At 58.1% G+C, this 18,923-nt stretch carries 17 protein-coding genes; 4 read left to right on the forward strand and 13 right to left on the reverse strand.

Annotation, left to right across the window (positions count from 1 at the left end):
* Nucleotides 1-116 precede the first annotated feature (116 nt).
* Nucleotides 117-1,475 carry a hypothetical protein gene (locus tag AC0IW7_RS08660; RefSeq protein ID WP_471817148.1) on the forward strand — a complete coding sequence of 453 codons (1,359 nt, stop codon included), beginning with the start codon at nucleotides 117-119 and terminating at the stop codon, nucleotides 1,473-1,475.
* A 68-nt stretch (nucleotides 1,476-1,543) separates the two neighbouring features.
* Entirely contained in the window at nucleotides 1,544-2,878 is a 1,335-nt protein-coding gene (locus tag AC0IW7_RS08665) for an acyl-CoA reductase (protein WP_471817150.1), read from the forward strand.
* A 97-nt stretch (nucleotides 2,879-2,975) separates the two neighbouring features.
* Here the strand turns inward: AC0IW7_RS08665 and AC0IW7_RS08670 are convergent, their stop codons facing one another.
* From AC0IW7_RS08670 to AC0IW7_RS08730, 13 genes are all read right to left on the reverse strand, one after another.
* On the reverse strand, nucleotides 2,976-3,851 hold the full coding sequence (locus AC0IW7_RS08670) for an alpha/beta fold hydrolase (protein WP_471817151.1): 876 nt from the start codon (nucleotides 3,849-3,851) through the stop codon (nucleotides 2,976-2,978).
* Nucleotides 3,852-3,938: 87 nt separating this feature from the next.
* Nucleotides 3,939-5,135, reverse strand: a complete 1,197-nt coding sequence (locus AC0IW7_RS08675; protein WP_471817153.1) for an acetyl-CoA C-acetyltransferase — start codon at nucleotides 5,133-5,135, stop codon at nucleotides 3,939-3,941.
* Nucleotides 5,136-5,157: 22 nt separating this feature from the next.
* A complete protein-coding gene (locus AC0IW7_RS08680; protein ID WP_471817154.1) occupies nucleotides 5,158-6,411 on the reverse strand; it encodes an acetyl-CoA hydrolase/transferase family protein in 1,254 nt (417 codons plus the stop codon).
* 307 nt (nucleotides 6,412-6,718) lie between these two features.
* Nucleotides 6,719-7,270 carry a toll/interleukin-1 receptor domain-containing protein gene (locus AC0IW7_RS08685; protein ID WP_471817155.1) on the reverse strand — a complete coding sequence of 184 codons (552 nt, stop codon included), beginning with the start codon at nucleotides 7,268-7,270 and terminating at the stop codon, nucleotides 6,719-6,721.
* Between the two features lie 24 nt (nucleotides 7,271-7,294).
* On the reverse strand, nucleotides 7,295-8,764 hold the full coding sequence (locus AC0IW7_RS08690; RefSeq protein ID WP_471817156.1) for an SIR2 family protein: 1,470 nt from the start codon (nucleotides 8,762-8,764) through the stop codon (nucleotides 7,295-7,297).
* A 32-nt stretch (nucleotides 8,765-8,796) separates the two neighbouring features.
* The gene (locus AC0IW7_RS08695; protein ID WP_471817158.1) at nucleotides 8,797-9,300 is read right to left on the reverse strand and encodes a TIR domain-containing protein; all 504 of its coding nucleotides are present in this window, start codon (nucleotides 9,298-9,300) and stop codon (nucleotides 8,797-8,799) included.
* 243 nt (nucleotides 9,301-9,543) lie between these two features.
* The gene (locus AC0IW7_RS08700) at nucleotides 9,544-10,551 is read right to left on the reverse strand and encodes an NAD(P)H-dependent flavin oxidoreductase (RefSeq protein ID WP_471817160.1); all 1,008 of its coding nucleotides are present in this window, start codon (nucleotides 10,549-10,551) and stop codon (nucleotides 9,544-9,546) included.
* The gene (locus AC0IW7_RS08705; protein WP_471817162.1) at nucleotides 10,544-11,047 is read right to left on the reverse strand and encodes a PaaI family thioesterase; all 504 of its coding nucleotides are present in this window, start codon (nucleotides 11,045-11,047) and stop codon (nucleotides 10,544-10,546) included. Before AC0IW7_RS08705 ends, AC0IW7_RS08700 begins: the two co-directional genes overlap by 8 nt.
* Complete coding sequence (locus AC0IW7_RS08710; RefSeq protein ID WP_471817164.1) at nucleotides 11,040-12,017, reverse strand: NAD(P)H-dependent flavin oxidoreductase; 978 nt, start codon at nucleotides 12,015-12,017, stop codon at nucleotides 11,040-11,042. The genes AC0IW7_RS08705 and AC0IW7_RS08710 overlap by 8 nt, the downstream gene beginning before the upstream one ends.
* A 56-nt stretch (nucleotides 12,018-12,073) precedes the next feature.
* A complete protein-coding gene (locus AC0IW7_RS08715) occupies nucleotides 12,074-12,517 on the reverse strand; it encodes a PaaI family thioesterase (RefSeq protein WP_471817165.1) in 444 nt (147 codons plus the stop codon).
* A 19-nt stretch (nucleotides 12,518-12,536) separates the two neighbouring features.
* Nucleotides 12,537-13,313: an enoyl-CoA hydratase gene (locus AC0IW7_RS08720; protein ID WP_471817167.1), complete on the reverse strand. Its 777-nt coding sequence runs from the start codon at nucleotides 13,311-13,313 to the stop codon at nucleotides 12,537-12,539.
* 42 nt (nucleotides 13,314-13,355) lie between these two features.
* A complete protein-coding gene (locus AC0IW7_RS08725; RefSeq protein WP_471817461.1) occupies nucleotides 13,356-15,005 on the reverse strand; it encodes an electron transfer flavoprotein-ubiquinone oxidoreductase in 1,650 nt (549 codons plus the stop codon).
* Between the two features lie 57 nt (nucleotides 15,006-15,062).
* Nucleotides 15,063-16,679, reverse strand: coding sequence for an MFS transporter (locus tag AC0IW7_RS08730; RefSeq protein WP_471817169.1), 1,617 nt, complete (start codon nucleotides 16,677-16,679; stop codon nucleotides 15,063-15,065).
* Nucleotides 16,680-16,837: 158 nt separating this feature from the next.
* Between AC0IW7_RS08730 and AC0IW7_RS08735 the strand changes: the two genes are divergently transcribed.
* A complete protein-coding gene (locus AC0IW7_RS08735) occupies nucleotides 16,838-17,635 on the forward strand; it encodes a crotonase/enoyl-CoA hydratase family protein (RefSeq protein WP_471817171.1) in 798 nt (265 codons plus the stop codon).
* Between the two features lie 19 nt (nucleotides 17,636-17,654).
* On the forward strand, nucleotides 17,655-18,890 hold the full coding sequence (locus AC0IW7_RS08740) for a CaiB/BaiF CoA transferase family protein (protein ID WP_471817173.1): 1,236 nt from the start codon (nucleotides 17,655-17,657) through the stop codon (nucleotides 18,888-18,890).
* Nucleotides 18,891-18,923 lie beyond the last annotated feature (33 nt).

Consider the following 18,923-nt stretch of genomic DNA (forward strand, 5'->3'; position numbering starts at 1 on the left):
GTGTTGTTTTTGGCAATTGACGGAGCTAGGGAAAAGGATTATTAATTTCTAGTGGAAATAATATTGCTTCGATTTAAGCCCGTCTTCAACAAAAACAACAATGGGAAAACGATCAAATGTCCTCAGTACGCAAACAATTGTTGGCGCAGATTCTTGACCCCGAGTCTGCCTTCGATCAGCCGCAAGACACCGTGCATGCTTTGCAGATTCAGGCGGCCCAAGAGCTCTTCGACGAGCGTATTAAGCAAATTCCTTTGTTGCGCAATCGCGCCGAGGAAGCCGGCATAACCACGATCAAAACCCTCGATGATCTAGTGCCTTTGCTATTTGCCCATACCGTGTACAAGTCGTACCCGCAGTCGTTTATCGACAACAATCGCTGGGACCGAATGCTGCAATGGCTGCAAACGTTATCGGTGGCCGATGTCAGCGATGTCGACGTTAGTGGGGTGCGCGATATTGATGGTTGGCTCGACCGTCTGCATGCCGCCGGCCATCGCCCGCTAGCCACTAGCGGTAGCAGCGGCAAGTGCTCGTTCCTCAATCAAACTGCTGGTGATCTGCAAGACAAAACCACGCACTTCAAGTACGCCACAGCGTGGCCTTTTGGGCGCGCCGAAGCCAATCGCCCGCTGTTTTGGTTGGGGCCGATCAAAGGCTACAACAGCGCCATCGAGTCAGCCCAAATCGGCCGCATCAACTGGGGTAAGCCAGGTTCGATGTATGCACTCACCGAAGAGCCTTTGCTGATCGCCGACGTCAGTCGCGCCGCAGCTATGCGCAAAGGCATCGCTGAGGGCACCGCTAAGCCGCAAGAGATCAAGGCCTATGAGGCCGCAGGGGCGATAAAGGCAGCGCAGGGAATAGCCGACATGCGCAAGCTGGCCGAACTGATCCTGGACCACCGCGATCAGCCCATCATGATCTCCGGGCTTTGGTCCCAGCACCTGATGATCATCCAGTGCGCACGGGAGCGTGGCATTGGCGACGGCGAGTTTCATCCGCAGTCCATTGTTCAGGCGGGTGGCGGGATCAAAGGCGTGGCATTGCCCGATGACTATCAAGAGCAAGTCGCGCGCTTCTACGGCAACGTTATTCGCCCGGGTGCTTATGGTATGACCGAGCTCGCGCAACTGATGCCGCGTTGCCAGGCGGGGCGTTATCACCGCGCGCCAGGCCTTATTTGGTTGATCACTGATGACGTCGGCGAGCGCTTGTTGAGCGAGGCAGATGCCAATGCCGAAGGCTTGGCCACCGGCCGTTTTGCCTTTCTTGATCTGCTCTTTGAAGGCCGTTGGGGCGGGGTAATCACCGGTGACAAGGTCACCCTAGATTTCGCCGACAAATGCCCTTGCGGGCGCCATGGCCCGACGCTGCTCGACAACATCACGCGTTTCGTCCAGATCGGCGAAGACGACCATATTGGCTGCGCGGGAACTCTCGACGCCTACATCCGTGGGGCAATTGCCGAATGAATACTTCTACTGCTAAAGACCTGCCCAGCGCCGCGGTATCGGTTTGCCACGTAATCAAAGGCGAAGTGGTGCGCGGCGCCGATCTTGAGTTTGGCCCGGCAAACGCGCGCTTTGCGACGCCCAGACTCGATCTCGATCAACTGGTGTGGACGCGAGATCAGCCAGGCCCTGCGTTCAATACCCCGATCAGCGAGATCATGGATGTCCTGGAACAGACCGGCCAATGGCTGAAAGCCGACCCATTGGGGTTGGTCGCCGAGGCCTTGGAAAACTCATTGAAAACCGGCCCCTTGCCGCGCCATATCATGGAGTTCTCCTATGAAAACATCGGCACGCCGTTTAACCGCGCAAGCCTTGAATTCCAAATTCGCACTGAGCTAGGTGGCGCCGATGTAGTCGATGGCTGGCGGCTGGTCAGTGACGCACCTAGCGGGCGTGAGACGCGCATCCGCGCCTTTCCGCCGCGCCTCATTCATATCGTTGCGGGCAACGCGCCAGGGGTCTCTGCGTTGACTGTTGTGCGGGGGGCGCTGACCAAAGGCGTGCATCTGCTGAAGTTGCCATCCAACGATCTGTTTACCGCACCGGCGATCCTGCGGGGCTTGGCCGCGGTGGCTCCGGGGCATCCGTTGACGCGCTCCTTCTCTGCCGTTTACTGGCGGGGTGGCGATGCAGAGGTGGAAAGTGCGCTGTTCCGTCCGCAGTTTTTCGACAAGGTGGTGGCCTGGGGCGGCGAGAGTTCGATTCGTAGTGTCAGCAAATACATCGGACCGGGTTTTGAACTGGTTTCGTTCGACCCGAAAACCTCCATCTCGTTGATCGGTAGGGAAGTATTCGATTCGCCGGAAACCCTGGCTGCCGTCGCCGAAAGCGCAGCGTTCGATGTCACCTTAATGAACCAGCAAGCCTGCGCTTCCAGCCGCTTTCAGTTCATTGAAGGCAGCACCGAGCAAGTGGATCGCTACTGCGCCCTGTTACAGCAGCGCATGAACGTTGAACGGCCAATGGCCTCCGCAGTGGGCCCTAAGGTCCCCCGCGAATTGCGCGACGAGATCGATGGCTTGCGCATGCTTGAGCCCGCCTATCGCGTATGGGGCGGCTATGGAGGGGAGGGGATAGTGATTCGCTCCGAGGACCCGGTCGACTTCCACCCCGACGGCAAAATCGTCAACGTGGTGCAAGTCAACGACCTGCGCGATGCCATTCGTTACGTCAACGTGGCCACGCAAACGGTCGGTGTTTATCCGCCACAACGCAAAGCTGATCTGCGCGACCTGCTGGCTTCGGCCGGTGTGCAGCGAGTGGTCAATATGGGTGGCTCGGCTGGGGTCGAAGCGGGCTTGCCCCATGACGGCTTTAACCCCCTGCAGCGCTTCGTGCGCTGGGTAAATGACGAAGGTTAAAGCGGTGGTTGTGCCGGAGCGGGGCGGGCACTCAGTGCCTGCCTCGGGCTCTATCTGGTGCATTGGGATTAAGGCACACGCCGCTCTTGGCTATCGGCTATTGAGTCGCTGCGAGGGCGTGCTGCAGAAAGTCGCACACTGCGGCAATAACCTGCGCTTCATGCTCGCGGTGTGGCACGTGAGCGCAATTGTCCATAAGCATGAGCCTTGCGTGGTTCTGGGTTAAACGGCGGATTTTTCTAGGGTGTAGCTCCGAGGCATATTCGTCTTGGCGTCCGTGAATAACCAGGGTAGGGCACAAGACCTGCTGCACGGCTTTTTCAATATCCCAATCGCGCATCTCAGCTAGCTGCCATGTTTTGGTCCAGGCATCTACAACCCACTTAGCCTTAGCGCCGTGATACTTCATAAGGCGCTGCAACTGCTCCGGTGCCTCGAACGCTTGCTCCGCTATGCGAATGCCTTCCAGGGTGCGGTCCTCAACAAATGCCTGGGCCGATTCGCTAATCAGTGCCTGGCAATGGTTGGGAAACTGCTTCGCGCAGTGCACGGCCATTCCGCCCCCTACGCTGTGCCCAAAGGCAACAAATGCATCGATCGCCAAGCCCGCTTTCACCAGCGCAAAGAAGACTTCGGCCTCGTCGCGAATAAAGTCTGTCGACCAGCCGCCGGGGTGGTTGTCTGAGCGGCCAAAGCCGAAACGGTCATAGGCCACCACCGTACGGTTGGTGGCGAGCGCAAGTTGTGCGGGAAAACCGCGCCACAACTCAACACAACCTAGTGAGTCGTGGAACAAAACGATGGGCGCGCGAGCAACAGCATCCGGCGAGTTCGGCTCCCACAGCCGAGCGAATAGCTTGCCGTAACAAGTGTCGAGGGTTCGATCGTACGAGTGGATGCCGCCAGCGCCGAGCGGCTGGAAAACTGTTGGCGGTGGTTGTTCGGCGTCACGTTCGCGCGAGCGATAGGTCATTTTGGCTTTGCCTAACGGCGTGCGGTAAGCACTGTCTAGCTTAAAAAAACCAGCGCCTTGAACAGGCGTTAAGACGCTGGTAAACGCTCAAAATCGCTCGAAAATGGCCGCCAGACCTTGGCCGCCACCGATACACATAGTTTCCAGGCCATAGCGACCTTCGCGGCGCTGCAGTTCATGTAACAGGCTGGTCAGCATGCGCACGCCGGTCGCACCGATAGGGTGACCTAAGGAAATCCCAGAACCGTTAACGTTGAGGCGGTCAGGCTCATTCCACTCCCAGCCTTTGAGCACCGCCAGCACTTGGCAGGCAAAGGCTTCATTGAGTTCCACCAGGTCCATTTGTTTGAGGCTGAGGCCGGTCTTGGCTAACAGTTTTTGCACAGCCGGCACCGGGCCAATACCCATTTCCGAAGGCTCGCAGCCAGCGGCGGCCCAACCGACCAGAAAGCCCATTGGCTCCAGACCGAGTTCGACCAGCTTATCTTCCGCCACTATTAAGCATGCCGCAGCTGCATCGTTCTGCTGGCTGGAGTTGCCGGCAGTGACTGTGCCATCCGCCACCAGTGGCCGCAGCTTGATGAGGCTTTCCAGGGTCGACTCGGCGCGGATACCTTCGTCGCGGCTAAAAATCAGCGGGTCGCCTTTGCGCTGGGGGATGCTGATCGGCACTACTTCTGCGTCGAAGCGACCTTCGCTCCAGGCCTGAGCCGCGCGCTGGTGGCTACGCAGCGCATAGGCATCCGCCTCTTCACGGCTGATGCCGTAGCGGCGTGCCAGATTTTCAGCAGTTTCGATCATCCCCGAGATATGGCCGAAGCGCTCTTCGGGTTGCGAACGTTCCCGGCCGCGTTCGAGTCGGTCGTGCATCTTCACGCTGCCAGAGCGCGAGCCCCAGCGCATGTCGGTGCTGTAGTACTCGATGTTACTCATGCTTTCTACACCGCCAGCTATCACCACATCGGCGGCGCCTGTTTGCACCATCATCGCGGCGTTGAGCACGGCCTGCAGGCCACCGCCGCAGCGGCGATCCAGTTGCATGCCGGGGACCGATACCGGCAGCCCGGCCTGAAGCCCGATCCAGCGTCCAACGCAGGGCGTCTCGCTATTGGCATAGGACTGGGCAAATACGATGTCATCGATGCGCGCGGGGTCCAGGCCGGTTTGTTTAAGCATGGCGTTGACCACGTGGGCACCCAGTACTTCAACCGACAAGGGCCGAAGGCTGCCACCGAAGGTGCCGACGGGTGTACGCAGGGGGGCGACAATTGCTGCACGTCTCATGGTTTTTCCTCAACAGGCCGACTCAGAGGCTGGCGGCGTCACGTTCCAATTGTTCGCGGAAATCGGGATGGGCGATGTCGATCATGCGCCGGATCCGTTGTTTGATACTTAGCCCGCGCAGGTCGGCTACGCCGAACTCGCTGACAATCAACCCAGCGTCGCAGCGCGGTGTGCTCACCGGGCCATTCAGGCGGGCGACGATGCGGCTGTTGGTGCCCGCAACGGAGGGCAGGGCGATGATTGGCAGGCCGCCGCGGGATCGGCGCGCACCGCGCAAGAAATCCACCGCGCCACCCACCGCGCCCAGGTAATTACCCGCAGCAGTCTCGGCGTTAATCTGACCGGTCAAGTCCACTTCGATGGCCGAATTGATCGCAACCAGGCGGTGCTGCTTGGCAAGAATTTCAGCGTCGTGGGTGTACTCAGTCGAGCGCATCTGAATCAGAGGATTGCAGTGGGCGAAGCGGTGTAATGCATGGCTGCCCATGAGCACGCCCGCGACGGTGATGCCCTTGTCCAACGTCTTGCGCGAGTTGGTGATGACCCCGCGCTGAATGAGCTGCGCCACGCCATCGCCGATAGTGCCCGAGTGAATACCCAGCTCGCGGTGGCCATCTAACGCTTGAAGCACGGCTTCGGGAATGGCGCCGATACCGAGCTGCAACGTCGAGCCATCCTCAATCAAGCCGGCGACGTTGGTCGCAATCAACTGCTCGGCTGCACCCGCCTGAGTGGTGGGGCTTTCCAGGGGCGGGCGGTCTGTATAGAGAATCGCATCAAGGTCATCTTTATAGAGATAGCGCTCGCCATAGGTCCACGGGCACGCCTGATTGACCTCCGCGATAATTACGCGCGCGGTTTCAATCGCCGCCAGCAAATACTCATGGGCCAGGCCCAGGCTGTAGCGACCCTGCTCGTCGGCCGGAGAAAGCTGCAGCATCAATACGTCAACGCGCGGCAACCCGCTGCGGATCATCTGGGGAAATTCGGAATAGTGGCACGGCAGAATGTCCAGTACGCCGGCCTTGCTCAGCGCACGGTTGGCGCCGCTGCCACAGTACGAGACGAAGTCCACGCAATCGGCGTGCTCCGGGCGGCAGGTGTCGCTATTGGGGATACCCAGCACAACACGCAGGCGTGCCAAATCTTGCCGCTGACTCATCAACGCTCGCGTTAGCGGCAGTGGCTCCGCATTGGCCTGACCCCATAGCACCGTGTCGCCGGGGCGAATCAGTGAGGTTAGGTCTGGGTTTTCTTCGAGCAGGAGCGTTGGCATGACGTCGTTCCGTAATGTGAACGTCGTTCATGATATATATGAGTGGGTGCTCTGCCAAGTGAAGGTGTAATGAAAGTCGAGGCTGCCGCCGCGATGTCCGTTGCGTTGCGGGCAGCTTAATCCGGGGCTGGCCCGGTCTGACTACATTGCTGTTCAACCTTGGCTCAGTGAACCGGGAAGACAAGGGCGTCATGCTGGAGTGGGGTAAGTAAGTGCCATTCGGCACAGATATATTTTCCTACTCCAAGCGTCCGTTTTTTGCAGATTTTGTACCGGTTACGAGGAACAGCAAACGGCCATCAAGACTTCAGTATCCCGAAAGCCAACTTCTCAACGTTACGGCTGTGTTTGCTTTGGCATCAAGCACCATCCACAGCTCTTTCTCGTATCCTGAAAGCTTCCCCCAGACGATTCGGTGGTACAAGCCGAGATACTCCCAACTCGTCCAATTGTCATCGTAGGTGGTGTCAGATGCTGGAAACAGAGCGATGTTCACTAACCCCTTTTCGCCATCCGCAATACCCAACTCCCAGGGAACCCACCGACTGTCTTTGCTGTTCTCAGTCGTCAGCAGAACAAAGCGTCTGGTTTGACCAATGCGCTGCTTAAGTAAGGCAGCAGTCTCTGCCGAGGTGTAGGGCGGCATTTCAGGGTCGATTTCATCGATATAGACCCTTGCCCCGTGGTTGTGAAGTACTTCCATCGCTCCCCCCAACAGCTCTCGATCTTTGCTGGAATGCGATAGAAATGTGCTTGTGCCACTGCTTGATACATTGGATCTCAGAAGCTTCTCGCGGTCACTTTGCGATCTGTTTGCTGTAAAAGCTCGAAGTTCGGTTTTGGTAACGTTCCTTGCCATTGAATCCTTCCGACGTTGGTGCACTCAGGTAACACGACCTATTCGATCAATGATCTCAAACACCAGGGAAACGAGCTTGAGCCGTCCTTCTTTGCTTTCTAGGAGCTCTGGAGCAGAAAGTACTTTTAGTTCTTTATCGGTGGGCCTGACAGCACCCTGACCAAATGAGGAAAGCTCTGATCCCAACAACAGGTCACTGATTTTCTTCGCAGCGCCACGAGACGCCCCTACAGGGAGCAGAAATACTCCTGCCGCCTTGGCAACTTCAAACTCTTGTTCCACTCCTTGAGCGACCACCAACTTGTCACCGGCCAGTTTCGCACCGCCAATGAAAATGGCGATACCAGCTTGTCTTGCAAGCTCATGCCGCAGCGCAGCCCATTCTTCATCGTTGGGCTGGGAACCCGCGAGAGGTTGAGGAAATGGTCTAGCGACCAGTCGTCGCTCCAGATCCCATCCTCCGGCTTGCCGAAGGGCTCCTAAGAATCCCGATAATGACGCCGATCCAACCAGCAGGCCTGCACCAGTCACTAGGTGTCGCCCTGTTTCACCAATCCGCCGGCCAATGTCCTCTGCCATCGCATGAATGTCGGCTGACTCGGAACCTCCCCGCTCAAGAGGCCAGCTACCACTTACCCAGACTCTGCGCGCAGCGACTCGCTTTTCAATCTGACGCAAAAGCGCCGGGATCTCGGCATAGTCGTTGACTTCTACCGCCAACAAGCCATAGCGCTTCAAATCTTTCGCCCATAGCTTGTGTTGCGCATTGCGCGCCGCGAATTCCCCTTCGGTTGCGAAGTCGGCCTTCTGCGGCGCACGCACGATGGCGAAATGCTCAGGTGGCGCATCGGTGAAGCTCTCCCTGATCAGCGATAGGACATGCCGAACATTGGGGTCGGTGAAGCTTATGCCGATGAACAACATGGACATACTGGTCAGGTGTGCTTGAAACAGCGGCAGATACTGGCCTCGTTTTGAGCGAAACAGTTCGTAGTCGTCAGTGGAGATAACGACGTCGTCGAGGCGATCCACAGAGCCATGCATCTTGTAGAGCAGCGCTGCCCCAGGCGTCACCCTAAGGGCGAGATCCTTGGGGCCCGATATGGAATTGAGCGGGCGACTAATGGATTCAAACGCACGCTCTATCAAGCGGTCATAGTTGGTCGTCCAGATATGTCTGACCGGTAGCCGAGAGATGATTTCAACTGCCTCGGGGATAGGTTTGTCAGGGCCTATCTCGTTCTTAATGACATTACGGACGCGTGTGGAGCCACCATTTTCCAGGATGCTCCATTGAGCCAGTGCAGCCAGGTCGTGGACGTTCTTCGAGTCAACCTCAAGCTCTACAGCGATGTCATGGAGCAGCTCCGCCCAGGAAGGGTAACCCGCCGACATCGAAACGCCGGCACCAACGAAAATCGCTCCCACGCCATCGTTCAGCGCATCAGGGTACTCATGGAGGAATCGGTTCAACGCCGCTTTAGTCATGGTCATCACTCATCAATGTGCGGAGATTAATCCAGACCTCACGGCTTGTAGTTCTTCCGGATTGCGATCGCGTCCTCGATCCATTGCTCAATGTTCGCCTGGATCGATGCATAGACAGCTTTACTGTCGGTCCCGACTGGCGTGATCAGCTTGGCGTAGTTCGAAAGCCTCACCGTACCGTTCTTCAGCGTGATCTGATCGAAAGGGTTCGTGCCCGCCGTTGAAGAGTTTCCATCAGTATCGAGAAGCTTGTTGATGCGAATGGCCACGACGCCCTTGCCGGCGTTCCAGCCCTTGATGATTTCGGTTACCACCCATGGGCGGCTTGCGGTCTCCGAGCCCACCAGTACGACCACGCAGGACTTCCCTACCAGGCTGTCATCAATCCACTTTTCAATTGCGGCATTTCCCTTTTTCTTGACCTCTTCCCACTCGTTCGCCGTATAGAGTTTTTGGCCATCGAGTGCACCGATGTTTCGAACTTGCTGTGTGCGCCAAAAATCATTCTTGAAGTGGAAACTGAAAAAAACATTCCTTGTCATTGCATAGCTCCTGCTTGGGTGCGGACCACTTTGTGTGGTTTCGATACGATCAAGCTAACCGATTGCAAAGAGCGAATCCACAAGTTGAATTGGCCGATTGGTGCCTGTCGCGAAAGACCTTAGTTGGCCTGTCACTGCCGGTCGCAATGGTTTGTTTTTTTGTCAGATTCGGACGAGAAAGCACTCATTGATTGCCGTGACTCCATAGGCAGCTTTTAAGCATGGACTCAACCACGCAACACGCTAAGTGCGCAATGCACCGCCACTCAGCTGTTCAAGCCGTTTTAGCGCCTTGCCCGCGTCATCAAGCATTTCGTCAAAAATGGCTTCTACCGGTTTTATCGCATCAGCAAATACCACGGCCGGGCCATAGTCGAGCATCCCCAGGCTGCTATCGCCCGACTGGTACGCTTGGGTTGCCAGCGCGCCAATGACGTGAGGGCGGTATTGCTCGAATTCATTGGCTCCGGCTGCATCCAACTCGGCCACTGCTTTGGCGCTGCCGTTATTGAACACGCGGTGGTGGTCGCGTAGCCCGGTTTTAACGATGACGCTTTCAGTGCCATCACCTTGTACCACTTGGGCTTTGTAGTTCTCGTGAATCCACAGTTCTTCCGAGACCAGCATGCGTGAGCCCATCAGCACGGCATCTGCGCCCATGGCTAAGGTGGCGGCCATTTGCCGACCTGTGCCGATGCCGCCGCCAATGACAATCGGCAGCTCGATTTCACTCGGCGCTAGCGCTGCCTGCACCATGCTGCTGATGCCATAAATGCCGGGATGGCCGCCGCAGTCGTTGCCGACAACAATGATGGCGTCCACGCCCAAACGTGCGACCGAGCGGGCGTAGCGAACGGCCGGAACTTTGTGCAGAACCTTGATGCCGGCTTCGCGCAACATCGGCAGGATCTGCTCCGGGCTTGCACCGGCTGTTTCCACGCACAGCACGTTTTCTTCGATAAGAATTTTAAGCTGCTGCTGCAGGCGTTCTGCACCACCTGTCTGGCGAGAAATGTACAGGTTTACGCCGAAGCCTTTCCCGCCTGTTAGGCGCCGGCATTTCTGCAGTTGTTGGCGGAAATCATCGGGGTCGGGGAAGCCCGCCGCGACAATAAAGCCCATGCCGCCGGCGTTAACCACCGCTGCCACATAGTCGGCGTCTGAGACACGCGGGCCCATGCCACCGCAGAGAATAGGGTGGCGAATGCCCAGCAGTTCGGTAATTCGGGTTTTGAACAGTGCTTCACGCATAGGGAGTCCACGTATTTATGGAGGGCTGTTTGTCAGCTGTCTTTAGGTCTTCAGCTGACTGAGCCAAATTGAGGGTCCTGGTTTTGTAGAAGGTGCCCCGGCCTGTGGCCAACAACAGGTCTTCTGCGTTGTAGATCTGCGCTTCGGCGCTGCAAATGCGCCCGCCGTGGTGTACCAGTCGACCGACCACACGCAGCTCGCCCAAGTGGGCAGCACGGTGAAAGTCGGTTGAGAGGTTGATGGTGCTTACGGCGTGGCCGGTGGCCGCGACGATGGCATAGCCACAGGCGGTATCGATAAGGCTGCTGATCACTCCGCCATGCAGGCGTTCAAGGGCTTTGGTGCCGATAAATTCTGGGCGACCGGATAGTCGTAGCTCCACGCCGTCCTCTGTGAGTTCATGGACTCGCAGTTGCAGCCAGCAGTTAAACGGATTGGCTGACACAACCTCTTGTAATTGCTCGGCTGTGAGGCGTTGCGCCAGTTGCTCAGCCATCAATCAAGCCCGGTAGGCGTGAGGTCAGAATGTCTCGAGCCTGCTGCATGATGGTCTCGATCAGTTCGGCGCAGCTAGGCAGGTCATGAATCAAACCGACGGCCATGCCGACCGGGAAGGCTGCGCCTTCCAGTTCTCCGCTTTCAAAAGCTTGCATCCACAGCGCGGCGCCGGCCAGGCTCTGCAGTTGTTCGTGGGTCACGTTGCCGCTTTTTTCCAGCTCCACTGCGGCGTTACTGACCTTGTTACGCAGCACGCGGGACGAATCCCCGAGGCTACGACCGACCAACAGGGTGTCGCGCTCGGTGGCGTTGAGTAGGTGTTGCTTGATTGCAGGGTGGGCTGGGGACTCGCGAGTCAGCATAAAGCGAGTGCCCATATTGACGCCTTCGGCACCCAGAGCGAGCGCCGCAATTAGGCCGCCACCATCAGCAAAACCGCCTGAGGCGAGGATGGGAATATCCAGTTTGGCAGCGGCGGCAGGAATTAAAATCAGCCCCGGAATGTCATCTTCACCGGGGTGCCCAGCGCACTCGAAACCATCAATGCTCACCGCGTCTGCGCCCAGGGTTTGGGCCTTGATGGCATGGCGGACAGCAACGCATTTGTGGATTACCGCAACGCCGGCTTCCTTGAATACGCTGATGTATTTAGCGGGGTTGCTGCCGGCGGTTTCAACGAATTTGACCCCGCTTTCGCAGATGGCTTTGACGTAGCCGTCGTAGTCGAAGCCGCTGGCATTGGGCAGCACGGTCAGGTTTACGCCAAATGGCTTGTCGCTTAAGGCGCGAACCTGCTCGATTTCGCGGCGCAGGGCGTCCCCGTCCGGCTGTGTGTGCGCAGAGAGAAAGCCAATGCCGCCGGCATTTCCAACTGCAGCAACTAGCGGCGCGCGGGCGACCCAGCGCATGCCACCTTGAACAATCGGATAGCGAATACCGAACAGGCGAGTAATACGATTGTGCAACATAAAAGTCTCCCTAGAGGCGTGTCGTGGTTAGGGGCGCAGCCCCGTATAGGTCGCGTTTAGGGCGCGTCGCCGGAAACACGGTTGATGAACTTAAACGTGCCACTGGCGGTAGCGATCAGTTCGCCCTCGCCGTCGCGCAATTCGGCATCGCAGAACGCCAGACTTCTGGTGGCATGACGTAACGTGCCGCGTGCCGCCAATTGGCCACCCGTGGTGCCACCCGGACGTAGAAAGTTGGTTTTCATCTCAACCGTGACGCAGAAACGCGCTTCATTGACGCTGTTGCGTGCGGCGGCAGCCATGGCCATATCCAGCAGCGTCATCATCAGGCCGCCGTGGGCCTGTTGGCCGCCGTTCAGATGCTTACGCTGTAGCTCCACAATCAGTGTCGGCTCTTGAGGGTGTGGCTCTACGAGGACGTCCAGAAGGTCGAGAAATGGAACCTCAATGCGATAGTCCGCGTAGCGAATGGCCTTGCCGGTAAGTGGGGTGGTCGACATAGGTTTGCTCCTTCAGCCGTTAGCGATTTTTGAATTGCGGCTGGCGTTTTTCCACGAACGCGGCAAGGCCTTCGCTCTGGTCTTCAGTACCGAACGTGACGTAGGCCATGCGTCGCTCATAAAGGATGCCCTCGCTCAGGCTGCTCTCGAACGCGCGGTTAACGCACTCCTTGGCGAGGGCAACAACTGGCTGGGAAAAGCTGGCGATTTTGCTGGCAGTGGCCATTGCCTCTTCAAGCAAATTGGCAAGCGGTACCACGCGGCTGACCAGCCCGCTGCGTTCGGCTTCCTCGGCAAACATGGGGCGGCCGCTGAGGATCATTTCCATCGCTTTGGCTTTGCCAATGGCGCGGGTTAGGCGTTGTGTCCCGCCGGCGCCAGGGATGGTCGCGAGGGTGATCTCGGGCAGTGCAAAGCGCGCATTTTCGGCGGCAATGATGAAGTCACACATCATCGCCAGTTCGCAGCCGCCACCCAGTGCCAGGCCGCTAACGGCGGCAATAACCGGCTTACGGCAGCGCGAGGCGCGCTCCCAGTTGGCGGTAATAAACTGGCGCTTGAACACATCCATCATGCTCCACTCGCGCATCATCTTGATGTCCGCGCCGGCGGCGAAGGCCTTTTCACTGCCGGTTAAAACGATGGCGCCAATGCCGTCGTCGACCTCAAGCGCATCCAGCGACGTGGTCAGCTCGTCCATCATCTGGTCGTTCAGTGCGTTGTAGGCATCAGGGCGGTTAAGACGGACCAGCGCGACGCTGCCAACGATTTCGATCAGCAATGTTTCATAAGTCATGCGGCTCACTCCTTATGGGGCGCCACGTGGCGCCCGAGGCATTTACATGTTGGGGTAGTTAGGGCCGCCAGCACCCTCAGGCGCCACCCAGTTAATGTTCTGGGCAGGGTCTTTGATGTCGCAGGTTTTGCAGTGCACGCAGTTCTGCGCGTTGATCTGGAACTTCTTCTCGCCGCTTTCCTGGGTGACGATCTCGTACACGCCAGCCGGGCAATACCGCTGCGCAGGTTCGTCGTAGAGCGGCAGATTTTTCAGCAGCGGAATGCTTGGGTCGGCCAGCTTCAGGTGGCAGGGTTGTTCCTCTTCATGGTTGGTGTTGGAGAGAAATACCGAGCTCAATTTGTCGAAGCTGAGCTTGCCGTCGGGTTTCGGGTAGGCGATTTTTTGCGCGTCTGCGGCGAGCTTCAAGCAGGCGTAATCCGGCTTGGTGTCGTGCAGGGTGAACGGGATCTTGCCGCCAAACAGGTTCTGGTCAACGAAGTTGAATGCGCCACCCAGCAGCGGGCCGAACTTGTGCAGGGCCGGGCCGAAGTTACGGCTGCGGAACAGCTCGTCGTACAGCCAGCTGGCTTTGAACGAGTCGACGTAACCGGTGAGCAGGTCGCCACCTTCGCTGCCGGCGAACAGCGAGTCTGCCACGGCGTCAGCGGCGAGCATGCCGGACTTCATGGCAGTGTGGCTGCCTTTGATCTTGGCGAAGTTCAGGGTGCCGAGGTCACAACCGATCAGTGCACCGCCATTGAAGACCATCTTCGGCAGCGAGTTCAGGCCGCCTTTGCAGATGGCACGGGCGCCGTAGGAAACGCGTTTGCCGCCTTCCAGGTACTGCTTGATCACTGGGTGGTGCTTGTAGCGCTGGAACTCATCGAATGGCGACAAGTGCGGGTTGGCGTACGACAGGTCGATGATCAGGCCGACTACAACCTGGTTGTTTTCCAGGTGATAGAGGAATGAGCCACCGGTGTTTTCGGTGCCGACAATATCCAGCGGCCAGCCGGCGGTGTGCACCACCAAGCCTTGCTCGTGCTTGGACGGATCGATGTCCCAGATTTCTTTGATGCCGATGCCGTAGTGCTGGGCGTCAGCGTCGCTATCGAGGTTGTACTTCTTGATCAGTTGTTTACCGATATGGCCACGGCAGCCTTCGGCGAATAGGGTGTACTTGCCGCGCAATTCCATGCCCGGGGTGTACACGCCTTCTTTGGGGTGGCCTTCACGGTCTACGCCGAGGTCACCGGTCAAAATGCCGCGTACCACGCCATTTTCATCGATCAGCGCTTCTTGCGCGGCGAAGCCTGGGTAGACTTCTACACCGAGGTTTTCTGCTTGCTGGGCCAGCCAGCGGCACAGGTTGCCGAGGGAAATAATGTAGTTGCCTTCGTTGTGCATGGTTTTCGGCACAAACAGGTCAGGCACTTTCGAGGCGGCGGTTTCGTTGCGCAGCACATAGATATCGTCGCGCTTAACCGGCGTGTTCAGCGGCGCGCCGAGCTGTTTCCAGTCCGGGAACAACTCGTTCAGAGCGCGTGGTTCAAACACCGCGCCGGAGAGGATATGGGCGCCAACTTCGGAGCCTTTTTCGACTACGCAGACGCTGATCTCTTTACCCGCTTCGGCAGCTTTCTGCTTGAGTCGGCAGGCGGCAGACAGGCCCGCAGGGCCGGCGCCAACGACGACGACGTCGAACTCCATAAATTCACGATCGGACAACGATTAGCTCCTTTGCCGCAACTCAGGCGGCGGCATAGTTCACGGTGTTTGGGCATCAGGGCCGACAAGCAGAAAGTGCGACATCGCGGGGGTGGTTCCGGGGCTCAAAAATCGACGCAGGTTATCTTCCTGTTCTTTGTCGGCCTGTGTGCCGCGGCCGCCCTGGCGCAGGTAGTCGCCCCAGGACGCCACGATGAAGCGCTCACTAAATAGGTCGGGGTTGGCGAGGTCGCGATACAGCAGCCAGTGGCTGGCACCATCGCGTCTGCGGGTTTTGCCCAGGGTGTGTATTTCCCGGCAAAAGCTGGCGCGGTGCTCGTCGGCAATGTGGTAGACGATCTGTACGGCCACGGGGCCTTCGAGCTCATCTTGTTCGGTCAAAACGGGCGGCTCTCCCCAGCGCGCGGAAGGGGTAACTTCCGCCTCATTGCCCATGCGCAATGAATAGCGCCGCGTTATGAGCAGGCCCACAAGGATTAGCCCTGCGGCCACGCTAAGTGTTGCCGATACACCGAGATGATTGGCCACAGCGCCCCACGTGGTGCCGCCAATCGCCATGGAACCCTGAAAACTGAGCATGTAAATAGCCAGGGCGCGCGCTCGAACCCAGGAGGGCAGGGCGGTCTGGAAAGATGCGCTGATCGTTGAGTTGAAGCCGATCCACGCTGCGCCACTGCAGACCAACGCGAGGCTGACGACGTAGATATTGGGCACCCAGGCGGCTGTCAGCATGCCCGCGACGAAGACCAGATTAGCGCCATTCGCCAGATGACCGTGGTTGCGAACGTAGGGGCGGTACCGATTGAGCAGTAAGCCTCCGAGTACTGCGCCAGTCCCAAGGCTGCCAAGCAATAGGCCGTAGCCGCCGGCTGACTCGGTTTGTGCTACCAGCGGCAGAAGTGCCCACAGGCCGCTGGCGCAGCTTATGAATGTAACTGTGCGGAAAATTTGCCCATGCAACTGACGCGCATGCCGCACGTATCGCAAGCCGCCGCGCATTGCCGAAAACAGAGGCTCCGATGGCGGCGGGGAGAGCGGCGCTGGCCGGTAGAGAAAGACGAATATAAGCAGCACAGCAATCAACAAAATGATGTTGAGGGCGAACACCCATTTGACCCCCGCGCAGGCGATCAAGGCGCCCGCGAGTGCGGGCCCAACAGCTCTCGCTGCGTTGTAGGCAATGCCGTTGAGATTGATCGCGGCGCCTAGCACGCTGCGCGGCACCGCATCGTTGGTTGAGGCTTGCCATGCGGGAATGCTGATTGCGCTGCCGACACCCAATAGGAACGTCAGGGTCAGTAAGCTCCATGGCCCCAACTGTGCACTCAGCAATAAAAGGAACAGCGCTACGGTTGCTATCAGCATCCAGCTGTGGGTAAAAATCAGCATTCGACGCCGATCAAAAAGATCCGCATAAACCCCAGCCGGGAGCCCAAAAAGGAAGGCCGGTAGGGTAATCGCCGTCTGCACCAAGGCAACCATCAGCGGCGAGGGGCTGAGCGTGACCATCAACCAGGCGGCTGCAACGTTCTGCATCCAAACGCAGATGTTGGCCGTTAGTGTTGCGCACCAAACCGCCCTAAACAGCGGGTAGCTGAGAGGTGGGCGGCTAATGGTAGCCTCCTGTCTCGGGGTTGTTGCTCCGCTGGATTGCATGAGGGCCCTTGGCTGTAACGCCTATTGTCAATTTTATGAACGGCGTTTAACATTCTGAATATGCCCGGTGGGGCTGTCAATTGGCTTCTCTTCCGGTTTCAGCGCCAGATGGGTGCCCTCAGTTGAACCAGTCTCTTGAGCTCAAGGGGAATTCCAGCATGACCGACACTCGCGATCCGGATGGGCAAGTCACTACTCGTCAGGAAGGCCAGGTCTTATTGATCTGCATTGACCGCCCGGAAAAGCGCAACGGCTTTACGCCCAAGATGTTTGAAGAGTTGGCCAAGGCTTTCACGCAGTTGGAGGAATCGCCTGATCTGTTTTGCGGCCTGCTGCACGCCGCCGGGGATCACTTCACGGCTGGGCTGGACATGCCCAAAATCGTGCCGCTTCGTCAGGCGGGTAAACCCTTGTTTCCGGCTAACGAAGCCGACCCGTTCAACCTGCGTGAGCCATTGCGCAAGAAGCCGGTGGTTATCGCGTTGAAGGGTATTTGCTTTACCGTGGCGGTGGAATTGATGCTGGCGTCCGATATTGCTATCGCCGCTGAGGATTGCCGTTTTTCCCAGCTTGAGGTGAAGCGCGGAATCATGGCTGGCTGCGGCGCGACCATTCGCATGGTGGAGCGCGCGGGCTGGGGTAACGCGATGAAGATCTTGCTTACTGGTGATGAGTTCAGTGCCCAGGAGGCCTACCGCATGAACTTTGTGCAGGAGGTCGTGCCGTCTGGCAGTGAGTTCGATAAGGCCATGGAATACGCGTTGAAAATCGCCGCACAAGCACCGCTGGCCGTTCAGGCGACACGCGAGAACGCCCGCGTCTCCTTGGGGCAGGGCTGGCTGACGGCGTATTCAAAAATTCAGTCGACGCAGAAGTTTCTCTACAACACCGAAGATGCCAAAGAAGGTGTTCAATCCTTTGTTGAGAAGCGCACCGCGCGCTTCGTTGGACGTTAAGCCAGGAGTTAATAACAAGATGCCTAAAGGCCCGCTTAGCAACATCCGTGTGCTCGATATGAGCCGAATTCTCGCCGGCCCTTGGGCTGCTCAAATGCTGGGCGATCTTGGGGCCGAAGTGATTAAGGTTGAGCGCCCAGGAAAGGGTGATGACTCTCGCCAGTTTGGTCCGCCCTTTCTGCTCGACAGCGAGGGGCGCAATACCCGCGAGTCCTCGTTCTATATCAGTACCAACCGCAACAAGAAGTCGATTACCTGCGATATCGCCAAGCCTGAAGGGCAGGCGCTGATTCGCAAGCTGGTTGCGCAGTGCGACGTACTGCTGGAGAACTACAAGGTTGGTGACCTCAAGCGTTACGGGCTGGACTACGAAAGCCTGCGTGAGGTTAATCCGCGCTTGGTGTACTGCTCGCTAACCGGTTTTGGCTATACCGGGCCGTATTCGCCACGCCCAGGTTACGACTCGATCTTCCAGGCTATGGGCGGGCTGATGAGCATCACTGGCCTGCCCGACGATGTTCCAGGCGGCGGCCCGATGAAGACCGGTCCGAGCCTGGCCGACATCCTCGCTGGCCAGTACGCAACCTATGCCATTCAAGCGGCGCTGTACGCCCGTGATGTTAACGGCGCTCCAGGGCAGCATATTGATGTGGCACTGTTGGATGCACTGATTGCTGCGACGTCCCACTATGCCAGCCAATACCTGGTATCCGGCGAGGTCCCGGTGCGCCGCGGTACTGAAGGCAATGGCGGCATGCCTTCGCGCATGTTCCAGTGCGCAGATGGCGGCATCATGATTGTGGCCGGCAACAATGAGCAGTACGCACGCTTTTGCGCGGTACTGGGCCATCCGGAATTAGCCACTGATGCGCGTTTTGCCGAGATCCCGCTGCGAGTGGTTAATCGCCGCGCCTTGGGCGAGGTTTTCGAGCCTCTGGTGGCTAGCTGGAAGCTGCTTGATTTACTCCAGGAGCTAGACTCAGCAGGCGTACCGGCCGGCCCGATCAACGACCTGAAACAAGTGTTCGCCGATCCCCATGTGCAGGCTCGTGGTATGTGCGTTGAAAGCCATCACCCATTAGCGGCAGACGGCAAGGTGAAGTTGGTGGCTAACCCAGTCAAGTTCTCGGAAACGCCCATCACCGACTACAAGGCTCCACCGGTGCAGGGTGAGCATACCGAGAGTGTGCTGAGTGAACTGTTGGGTTTGGATGCTGCAGCCGTTCAGGCGTTGCGCGAACAAGGCGTCGTTTAGCCTGCACCGGGCGCCTGCGGGCGTCCTGCGGTA

The sequence above is a fragment of the Pseudomonas sp. AC229 genome, assembly GCF_979254655.1.